Origin of the sequence: Flavobacterium sp. (assembly GCF_044368995.1) — a bacterium.
GTDB lineage: Bacteria > Bacteroidota > Bacteroidia > Flavobacteriales > Flavobacteriaceae > Flavobacterium.
Genome location: NZ_JBIPMS010000064.1, coordinates 1 through 9,602 on the forward strand (window position 1 = coordinate 1; position 9,602 = coordinate 9,602).

Annotated in this window: 10 protein-coding genes; 1 reads left to right on the forward strand and 9 read right to left on the reverse strand. The window is 34.1% G+C overall.

The window, feature by feature from the left end:
* Positions 1-600 (reverse strand): phage integrase SAM-like domain-containing protein (locus ACIQ2I_RS05855; RefSeq protein WP_396181501.1); only part of this gene is annotated, 600 nt, incomplete at its 3' end.
* A 358-nt stretch (positions 601-958) separates the two neighbouring features.
* On the opposite strand from ACIQ2I_RS05855, the gene ACIQ2I_RS05860 reads away from it, so the two are divergent.
* On the forward strand, positions 959-1,450 hold the full coding sequence (locus ACIQ2I_RS05860; RefSeq protein WP_396181502.1) for a hypothetical protein: 492 nt from the start codon (positions 959-961) through the stop codon (positions 1,448-1,450).
* Positions 1,451-1,468: 18 nt separating this feature from the next.
* On the opposite strand, the gene ACIQ2I_RS05865 is transcribed toward ACIQ2I_RS05860, so the two are convergent.
* From ACIQ2I_RS05865 to ACIQ2I_RS05900, 8 genes are all read right to left on the reverse strand, one after another.
* Positions 1,469-1,876, reverse strand: a complete 408-nt coding sequence (locus ACIQ2I_RS05865; protein WP_396181503.1) for a hypothetical protein — start codon at positions 1,874-1,876, stop codon at positions 1,469-1,471.
* Positions 1,877-2,506: 630 nt separating this feature from the next.
* Positions 2,507-3,460, reverse strand: coding sequence for a hypothetical protein (locus tag ACIQ2I_RS05870; RefSeq protein WP_396181504.1), 954 nt, complete (start codon positions 3,458-3,460; stop codon positions 2,507-2,509).
* 54 nt (positions 3,461-3,514) lie between these two features.
* On the reverse strand, positions 3,515-4,117 hold the full coding sequence (locus ACIQ2I_RS05875) for a hypothetical protein (RefSeq protein WP_396181505.1): 603 nt from the start codon (positions 4,115-4,117) through the stop codon (positions 3,515-3,517).
* Entirely contained in the window at positions 4,104-5,414 is a 1,311-nt protein-coding gene (locus ACIQ2I_RS05880; protein WP_396181506.1) for a DUF6965 family protein, read from the reverse strand. The genes ACIQ2I_RS05875 and ACIQ2I_RS05880 overlap by 14 nt, the downstream gene beginning before the upstream one ends.
* Before the next feature lie 53 nt (positions 5,415-5,467).
* Complete coding sequence (locus ACIQ2I_RS05885) at positions 5,468-6,550, reverse strand: AAA family ATPase (RefSeq protein ID WP_396181507.1); 1,083 nt, start codon at positions 6,548-6,550, stop codon at positions 5,468-5,470.
* Positions 6,551-6,842: 292 nt separating this feature from the next.
* Positions 6,843-7,205, reverse strand: a complete 363-nt coding sequence (locus tag ACIQ2I_RS05890) for a helix-turn-helix domain-containing protein (RefSeq protein ID WP_396181508.1) — start codon at positions 7,203-7,205, stop codon at positions 6,843-6,845.
* 97 nt (positions 7,206-7,302) lie between these two features.
* Positions 7,303-8,544: a hypothetical protein gene (locus ACIQ2I_RS05895; RefSeq protein WP_396181509.1), complete on the reverse strand. Its 1,242-nt coding sequence runs from the start codon at positions 8,542-8,544 to the stop codon at positions 7,303-7,305.
* Between the two features lie 208 nt (positions 8,545-8,752).
* A complete protein-coding gene (locus tag ACIQ2I_RS05900) occupies positions 8,753-9,583 on the reverse strand; it encodes a tyrosine-type recombinase/integrase (RefSeq protein ID WP_396181510.1) in 831 nt (276 codons plus the stop codon).
* Positions 9,584-9,602 lie beyond the last annotated feature (19 nt).

Consider the following 9,602-nt stretch of genomic DNA (forward strand, 5'->3'; position numbering starts at 1 on the left):
CTGTTCGCCAAATGGGTATAAACTTCTATCAATGTTTTGAAGGTTATAAATTGCGCGAAGGCATCGCAAATAGATACTAACTGTTGATGGACTTTTGCCATCCTTCAGCATCTTGCTTTCATATTTTTGAAGCAGGTCGGGTGTAATTTCGGCAAAGGTTAAATCCTTCCTAAATTCAGAAATGCTCTTATTCGCGTATTCATAGCAGTCGGCTGTTCCTAATTTATTATCCAACCTCAACCGCTCAATATTTTTCTCAAATGCGAATGATACACTGCTTCGTGTATTACGCTGCTCCAAATAGCTTTCTTCAAAAGAACTGAAAGTGAAAACTGGTAAGATGCTTATTGCGTCAACTGCTTTTGTTAAACACTTGTTAATTTTTGAATATGCATCTTTCTGTTCCTCGTTTTTAACAGCACTCTTTTTCGTGCTCATTACCGTTTCGAAATCTTCAGCGCTCAATTCAACACCTGTAGAAAAGTATTTCCGCTTATCCATAAAAGTAACACGAATTTTCACCGAGCACTTACCGTTCCGCTTTGGTCTTAACGTATCAATGTAAATGATTGCTTGTGCTTTGTTTATTATGGATTTCATTTTTTGTAACGGTTTTGTAACGCAAAAGTAGCAAAACAACCATAAACAAACAAATATTAAATATTAATAAAATCTTCTGTAATGCTTTATTTTAATGGGGTTGTATTATTGTTTTTAGCTATTTATTATTTGCTTGTTTTGTGGTTTGCTCTTGACTGGCAGGCAAGAGGTGACCGGTTCGAATCCGGTATTCTCCACCAATAAAATAAGGGGCTACAGCGATGTGCCCCTTTTATATTTTTTGAATTGTAACAGATTTGTAACGCGAATCTCTGCTTAGCATTAAAATTAAGAGTGTATAATTGATGCAATACCTATTGTGAAAAAACTTTAGTTTTACAATTCTAATATTCAAAATATGGCTCAAGAATCGAATAATTACAATAAGCTACTACTCATAGTAATAGCCTTAGGAATCTTCATTTGCGCTTTTTTCTTATTCGATAATTTTAGAGATAAGCAAAGAGTTAAAAATGCAATTGAAAAAGCTAATGAGGATGCAATTACAAAAATTGAAATAGATGCGGCTGTCGCTGAAAATAGGAATAAGCGAGAAGGGAATGAGAAGATAAAAAGTATTAAGAAAAATATAGAATTCTTAAAATCTGGTGAGATTTGTAAGGGCTCAGTAAAGCCAAAATTGCATCAGTGGGTTTTTAATAATATTTCGAAAGAAGCATTGCTAATTTTGAATGAGAATGAATATTCATCCATGGGTTTAAATTATAGCCCTGAAGGAATATGCACAATTAATGCTGTTAACCAGAATTTAGGAGCGATTTATACAAGATACGCAAAAGAAAGCGAGGTTGAAAAAACGATTAGTTCAGTTGAAATGATGTTAAAATAGGAGATTTGTAAAATCTAACTAAAAGAACATCATTGCCATTGTTGCTCCAATACCAACTAAAACCAATATAGCGCAACCCGAAGACGATGCTAATGGCTGCCCAGTTAGAGTATTTGAAATGTGCCCTTGAAAATTGGTTATGCCTTGAGCACAAGACGATGAACTTGCTTTTGATGTTACGTCGGGTGTTACTCTAAAATTTAATTCCGTTTTACTTTCAGATATTTCGCTTAGACTTAAATTGAATTGTAGCGAGTTAATACCTAATTCAAAAAATTGGTAAGTCCCCATTATTTCATTCAAATTCTCTTTTTTATGGGGGTATTTTGTGCTTTTTTGGGCAAGAATGCTGTTTATAGCTTCTTTTACTTTTGCAATTGGAAAGTCAATTGTTACTTTTTGTTCCGCGAAATGATTTGAAGACATAATTTTATTTTTTTCAAATGTATTAAACCATTTTTATAAATACTATGTGTTTACTACATTTTTGCTGTCAATTGAACTATAATCTATAATTGCTGTAGCAGTTTCAAATACCTTTTTGTTGGCTTTCCTAAATATGTCTTTTTGAAATTCTTGCTATAAATTTGCTCGTAAATTTGCTCAGATTTGAATATTGTACTAAACATCAAACTGTAGTATCTATCTTTTTTCGAGCAAGTTTGCTTTTGATACATTGCACCGCTGAACGCTGAACGGTGTTGAAAATATGTGTTTGCTAAATATAGCTTTCTGCAGCGCTTGCCAGTTATAGGGCAAATGAAATACCAAACAAGCCCCTTCCCTAAATTAGAAGGAACAGAAACAAGTTGCACCTCATACTTAATTAAGGTTTCATTGCATTTGTAATTAAAAAAAATTCGAGGTGCTTCGCTTTCGGTGTTTACTAATATTGAAATGCTTCCTGTTTTCTTGCCGTATCGTTCCCAGCTAATTGTTCCGTGTTTCGATTCATTCGGTTTCATGTAACCGTGCTTTGTCAAAAATGGAATACCGATGTTTTTTAGTTCGTCTATTAGTATCGGAAATGTTGAGGGCTTTGGCATCTGAAATTACTCAATCAGGATAATATTCAATAGTTCGTTCTGTGATTTGGTCTAAGATGAAATTATTGTACTTTATTCTCTTAGTCCAGTTGTTTAAATAGTCGTATTCATATTTATAGTAAGACCCCAATACCTCATCATTTTTGAAATTTTTCGATTCGGATAAATACCAAAAAACATTTAAATCTTCTGTCATATTTCCAAAGTTATCATATTTGTATTCATCTATTTGTGTTAAATTGAAATCAGGATAACGGTAGTATTTCGTCTCTATTCTGTTTCCATAATAGTCATATTTGTAAGTGTGTTTTCTTGAATAAATATCAGGATTGCTTGAATCGTCCCAAAAATCACTTAATTCATTTCCCTTTTCATCATAAACAACAGTTATTCGATGACTTAAATTTCCAAATTTATTTAGACATCTTGTTTCAATTTTATTACCCCTGATATCAAATTTGTTAAAATATATTTTACTTACTTCCCCATTTTCTTTATACTTTCTTGTCTCAATATTATTTCCATAATCATCATATTCATTTTTTGTTTTTCCTGATAATTTACCACAGAAATAAATTGTAATTTCAGTTAAATTGTTCTTTAAGTCATATTTGTAGATTTTTAAAGAATTACTCTCTTTGGATTGAAATATACTTTGTTCAATTATCATCCCCTCATTATTATACTTATTTTTAGTTATAACAACGGGTTCTTTAAAGTCTAAAAAAAGTTCATGTTTTTCAGTTTCATTTCCATTGATATCATACTTGAAGGTGAACTTGCGTATTAAAGTATCTTTTTTTACCTCACCAAAGTAGTCAACCGCAGCAAATGTTGTTTCCTCAAGAAAACTAACTTTCCCCTTTAAAATTTTCTTCTCAAGTGCGGTTTTCTCACTTTCTTGTCCATTAACATTAAAGACAAAAATTATTAATAGTGAAATACTTAGTATTAATCTTGTCATTTTGGGATAGCTTTTGTACAAAGATATTTTTTTCTGAAATTGAAACCTAAATTACTAAGGAACTTGCCATTTCGCCCCGTTACTTTCTGTTTCGTTTATAGGTTCGCCCTGCGTATGCGTTACGCTTTCAACTTTTGGCAATACATAAGGAATGAGCTTGCAAATTATATTCAACCGTTGCACTGGGTCAAGTTCTTTGAGCGTGTCGGGTAGGCTTGTGATTTCCTTTTGTATCATTTCTTTGAGCGTGTCCCGAATATTTCCTGTCAATGGTTTATTGTGTTCAATTTTCGGCTTTTCATTTTTCAGTTTTTCGGTTTGGCTTCTAAGCAATTTTTGAATTTCGCTTGTATCTATATCGTCAAATTCTGAATTATTCAAATACCTGCTAACCCAACCATTAACAAATAATTTTTGGTCAATTGTTAAATTCAGTTTATCTGTTTCAGCTGCATATTCCTGAACTGCTTTTAATGGGGTTCGATGTTGATTTTGAAATATATCTAATGAAATGCTGAACAACCTCAACGGTATTTCAGGGTTCTCAAAATTACCTTGTTGCATTACCTCGCAAAGTATTTCACGGGTGTAACTGTTCCAATGTTCATTTTTCGTTTGAAAGTATCTTTCAAGCACTTCTATTTCACTTGCATTCATGTTGCTTCAAATTAATTGTTAGTATCTGTTTAAGTTCCTGTAATCGATTAAGATAAGGTAAGAAGGTGCTTTTGCCGTTGTTCGCTTTTACTGTTGCTATATTGGTTTCTATGAATGAAGAACAATTTGAGATTTTTTTACAACTGTTAAGTATTACGGGCTGGGTAGGCAATTCAATGCTTTTGAAATAGTTCTCAAGTTCTTCAATTTCCTGCTCCCAGCATTCGGGTTTTGGGTGCTCATGTTCACTAAAATATTCAATAGATGTGGGGTGCTCAAATTTTGCACTTTTAAAAATTGCTTGAACAGTTTGAGGTGGGTTGGGGTATTCGGATTTTCGTTCGGTGAAATCTTCTAAATTTAGTTTTATCAAATAGTCGGCAATGTCAAGTTGTTGCATTCTTTCTGCTTCGGTTGCTTTGAGTTCCAATAAATCAAAAACGTTAAATTTTGCAATGTGAGAAAGTTCATTTGCCTTGCTGCTCCATTTTTCAAATCCGTCAATGTCGGGGAATAGCACAACCGTTCGTCCTTTCAGCACACTGCATTTTTCAGCGCTCAACCCTTCTTTGCTGCCAGCTGCCAGCCAAATAAATTGAGGTCGGTAAATGCTGGCAATAACAGCCGTTTTTTCACTTTCAACAATTGCAACAGGTTTCGTTTTATCAATTAGCAGGTGTTCGCCAAAGAAGCATTGTTTGAAATCTGCAATTTTCAAAGCCGAATGCACCCAATAGACGGGTGGAAAATTTGTCTTATTCCTTTTACAGTCTTCCCCAATTATAGAATCAACTGAATCGATTATTTCATATTGAATTATTTTGCCAGTTCGGACTTTGCCTTTTATATCAATCTGCCAAAATACAGTTGCACCGTCCCAATGTTTTGATGTACCAATAAAATAATCTCTTATCAAATCGCTGGCAATCTTAAAACCGAACAAGCTAATGAGAAATTTAACAAAGTGGTTTTTTTCGTGGTCGGTTAAACTTGCTTTGAAATCCTCATCAGGAATAAACGAAATAGGCTTTGCTTTTGTCGCAATAGGTCGGGGGGTGTATTGATTGAACTGTAGTGTGTCAAATGGAATATTGTTCTCTTGAAAATATTGTTTTGGTGTATAATGGTTTCCGCAATTACTTTCACGGTCGCACCTGCCAACGGTGGGGTGAACGTGTTTACCTGTTACCGTATCAATATACAGCGAAAATTTTTTAATCTGTTGGCAATTAGGACAAGTGTAACGAGAATTGATTCCTGCCTTATACGGCTCTAAAATGTAGCGGTGTTTACTCATAATTTATTTTTTAACGTAACAAGTGTAACACCTGTAACGGAGTGTTACAGATGTTACAATGTGTTACAGTCTTTTAAAATTCTACTAACTTTCATGTGAGAAATACCCAATTCAGCTGCAACTTCCCGAAGGCTTCTACCTTGCCGTTTTAGTTCACCTACCTTTTCGTTAAGGTTTTCTTTATCTTTTTCGGTGTGTTGCTTCAAGTGCTCCCATTCTTTACCGAAATTCACAAATTCAAACAATAAGAAATTAAGGGGCTTATCAATTTGACAAACACAAACATTTTCAGCATCGTAAATCTGTTCAGTATTCCGTTGCTTAATTTGTTTTAAGTATCTTAAATTTTTGTCGCTATGGCTTTCACCGATAGAAAAACAACTATCACAAAAGTTAATTAACATCTTACTACCTTGTAAATCATTTCGGGTAATTGGTTTTGATAAATCCCTTTTGGGTGTGTGTGCAAGTGCTAATATTGAAAGTCCGTACTTATTTTTCAATGCCTTCAAATGCTTCATTAATGGCAATGCATCTTTCGCTCTTTCTGTTTCATTTTTCAGGTAAGTAAGATTATCAATAATTAAAATTTTTGCACCTGTATCAGTAATACTCTGCTCCAATGAATAGTTCAGATAATCCTCAAATGTTTGAGTTTCGGGTATATTGGCATCAGGATTTATTTCAACCCGAACAAAGTTGTTATCAAAATTGTAATGCTGTTCGTACCTTTTTTCGATATCATTTTTTATAGAATACCTTCCTTCAAATTGCTTTTCAGTTAACTCGAAATCAAAATATAAAATCAGTTGTTTTGGAGTTTCTAATTTAAAACCACTAATCTGTTCACCCTTACTTATACTATTACCAATTTGAACAGCTAAAATTGACTTCCCTAAATTGGTGTCTGCAAATAATATACATAGTTCTTCTTCAAACCAAAATTCACCAAAAAGCATTTGCGGAATAGGTCGGTTTTTAGCTTGTTCAATCCAACGGCTGGCAGTTTTTACGGTGAACAGTCCTTTGCTTTCTTTATCTTCATTGACTTGCTTCAAAAGTTGTTCAACTTCGTTTATAATATCCTTAGCACCTATGCCATATTTATCAAATTCAAAATTTGTATCTAATTCCATATCAAAACAGATTTAAGATTGAGTAAATAAATTTGTATCGGTGGTGTAGTACCCAGCACAATGTTTCGATACTTTACAAAGCCCCTGTTCCAATAACTGTATATTATCAGTCTTTTGCCATTCAGCAACGTAACGGCAAATATTTGCCCTCAAAATACCCGTTTCAAAAGATACCATTAACATAGTCGAGGGCTTACGTTTGAATGCTTCAAATACCTGTTTCATTTGCGCCTCAAAATGTTTATCTTTTCCCCGTCTATTAGGAAAAGAATTGCAGGGGGTGTTCAATGTCTTAACCATTGTAACCCCCTTTTTTTTTCAGGGACGTGTCGGCTTCGTTGACAATTTCAACCGATGTTTTTTTTCTGCCTTGCTTCAAAAAATTGTTGATTTCAGATTTTAAAAACCTCAACTTTTTGCCGCCCTTATGCACGGGAATTTTACCTGCGTTCACCCAGCCGTAAACTGTCGGCTTGCTGGGTTTGTCAGGGTGGTAATGACAAAGTTCATTTAAGTCTAACCAACAATCTGTTTCGGTTGGTTGTTCGTTACTCTTTTCAAGTAACAGCCTTTTGATTTCGCTTATTTCATTGGTAAGTTGCGAAAATGCTTTTGGCAATGTTTCAAGGGTCAAGCCCTCTGTTAAATTTTCCATTGGTTACATTATTAATTAATAATGCTGCAATGTTATCTGCGTGTTCAGGTCGGCTACAATGCTGTTTTAATTCAGGTATTGTAACAGCATAAGGTTTTTAATATTTATTGTAATTTTTAGTTCGGGGTTGAACTACTTTTTGTATTTGCCCATTCTCTATTGTAATCAATGGACTTTTGCAAGGGTAATAATTTCGGGAAATTGTTTTTTCAACTGTATCATAGACAAAATCTTTCACCGTATCATTTTGAGTGTAGGTAAAGTTCGAAATAATCCAATTAATCAAATCTTGCTTTTGACAGCCTGTAATAAAATCGTGTTCAATTAGTTTCTTAAAAGTGTCGGAAAGCCTATTCCCATGTCCTTTGAATAGCATTTTATTAGTGGCTTTTCTTCCTGTTTCAATTACCATTTTTAGTTCAGTTTGTTGTTCAACGCTAAAAAAATCTTTTATAATATCGAATACAATTTGCACGGCTTCGGGTTTCAATACAGGTTTCAATTCAATCGTTTCATGTTCTTTTTTCGTTTGTTGTGGTTGCATGTGGTGCTCGTAATTCTCAAATGATGCAAACTGTTCGGGGTATTCAATTATTAGCTCCCTAACCTTATTCACTAATCCTGAATAGTAGCCATATTCCTCAATTAATTCGTGAGTTAAAATGGAGGGTTCTACGTTTTTCACATAAACCCAACCTTTACCCTTGCCATGCTGAACATGAAAATATTTCATGTGAATATCTATTATAAACTGTTTAGCATTTGGACTGTATATTATGGTCGGTGAAACCATTATTTTATTTTCAAAAAATTGTTCGCCTCTTTTATATCCTTTAATATAAGTCATTAGGAATTCCCAGCAGTTTATTGCGGTTTCTGTTTGGGTATCTAAATTTTTAACTGGCAGTTCAATTGATATTAAAATAACAGTTAATTGTGGGTTGTATATTTTAACTGTTTCTGTTCCTGCTTTTACTTTAAAAAAACCATGTTTTTCAATTTCCCGTTGGAAACCTATGTTGTCAAGTTTGGTTTTTTCCTGTTCCCAAAAATTTGAATTTATTAGATACCTATCATTTAAGGGGTCACCTTTCAAATTTTGAATATAATCCATTACTTCAATCTCTGCATTGTATAATTCAGTTTCAGTGGGGTCTATAGGTGTTACCCTTTTTTTTGTGAGGTATTTTTCGGTTTGCAATTTCAAATGCGTTACCGTAAAACTGTGAAATTTGTCCAATGTAGCATTGGGGTATAGTTTAAAATATCCAACCTTATGGATTTCATACCTTGTTTCAATGTCGGCTTCTATGTAGTCGGCAAGTTCTTTATGGTTCATTTGTTACTATTGTTGAGGTTTGTTTCGGCAAGCAGGTTTTTTATAAATTGGTACGTCAAAACAACGCTTTCACGCTGTTCTTTATCGTCTGCAATATCTGAACATAGGTAAGCATGAAACATTTGCTCTAAATCGTTCAACGGGCTTGCTTCCTTTGAGTAGTAAATTAGATTTTCAAGTGCTTTGCTGGTTTCCATTGTGTATGTGCTTAGTTAGCTTTTCTGAATCCTATTGTTAATACGTCTGTTTCTTTTTGAATGTGTTCCTTTTCAAAGCTATCTAAGTAGCTTTCTGTAATATCTACGGAACTATGCCCCAATAATTCACTTATCATTTCAATTTTAGCACCTGAACGCTTCAGGACGGTAGCAAAACTATGCCTTGCAAAGTAGGTTGTTACGTCTCTATTCAATCCTAATTCAGTGCAAATTCGCTTAATGTACAAATTGATAATTTTAGTCAATTGCTTGTATGCAGCACGTTCATTTTCAGCGCTCATTTGGGGCTTTAGGTGCGGAAAAATGTAAGCATCTTTTGAAATGGACGGTTGCCCCCACTTTTTTAAAATTTCCATTGTTTCAGGCTTCAATGCAACAGAAATCAATTTGCTTTCTTTTCTGCTTCCCTGCGTTTTGGCTCTGTTATAATTGAGCATTTGCCCGTCTATGTTGCTCCACTTCAATAAACAGAAATCTTTTACATTCATCCCATTGCATAAGTATAGGAACAGCCAGTAATCTTTTGCCATTTCCTTAGTACTTCCTGCAGGCGCCTCGTAGTTGTAAATTTTAGCTATTTCTTCAATGGTAAGCGCCTTCTTTATATTTCGACTGGTAGGCATCGAGTACTTGCTTTTCTGTTCGCCAAATGGGTATAAACTTCTATCAATGTTTTGAAGGTTATAAATTGCGCGAAGGCATCGCAAATAGATACTAACTGTTGATGGACTTTTGCCATCCTTCAGCATCTTGCTTTCATATTTTGTAAGCAGGTCGGGGGTGATTTCGGCAAAGGTTAAATCCTTCCTAAATTCAGAAATGCTCTTATTCGCATATTCA

Bases quoted from the DNA above. Each gene is read 5' to 3' on its own strand.
- ACIQ2I_RS05895 (WP_396181509.1), bottom strand. From the start codon at position 8,544: ATGAACCATAAAGAACTTGCCGACTACATAGAAGCCGACATTGAAACA.
- ACIQ2I_RS05865 (WP_396181503.1), bottom strand. From the start codon at position 1,876: ATGTCTTCAAATCATTTCGCGGAACAAAAAGTAACAATTGACTTTCCA.
- ACIQ2I_RS05870 (WP_396181504.1), bottom strand. From the start codon at position 3,460: ATGACAAGATTAATACTAAGTATTTCACTATTAATAATTTTTGTCTTT.
- ACIQ2I_RS05890 (WP_396181508.1), bottom strand. From the start codon at position 7,205: ATGGAAAATTTAACAGAGGGCTTGACCCTTGAAACATTGCCAAAAGCA.
- ACIQ2I_RS05875 (WP_396181505.1), bottom strand. From the start codon at position 4,117: ATGAATGCAAGTGAAATAGAAGTGCTTGAAAGATACTTTCAAACGAAA.
- ACIQ2I_RS05885 (WP_396181507.1), bottom strand. From the start codon at position 6,550: ATGGAATTAGATACAAATTTTGAATTTGATAAATATGGCATAGGTGCT.
- ACIQ2I_RS05880 (WP_396181506.1), bottom strand. From the start codon at position 5,414: ATGAGTAAACACCGCTACATTTTAGAGCCGTATAAGGCAGGAATCAAT.
- ACIQ2I_RS05860 (WP_396181502.1), top strand. From the start codon at position 959: ATGGCTCAAGAATCGAATAATTACAATAAGCTACTACTCATAGTAATA.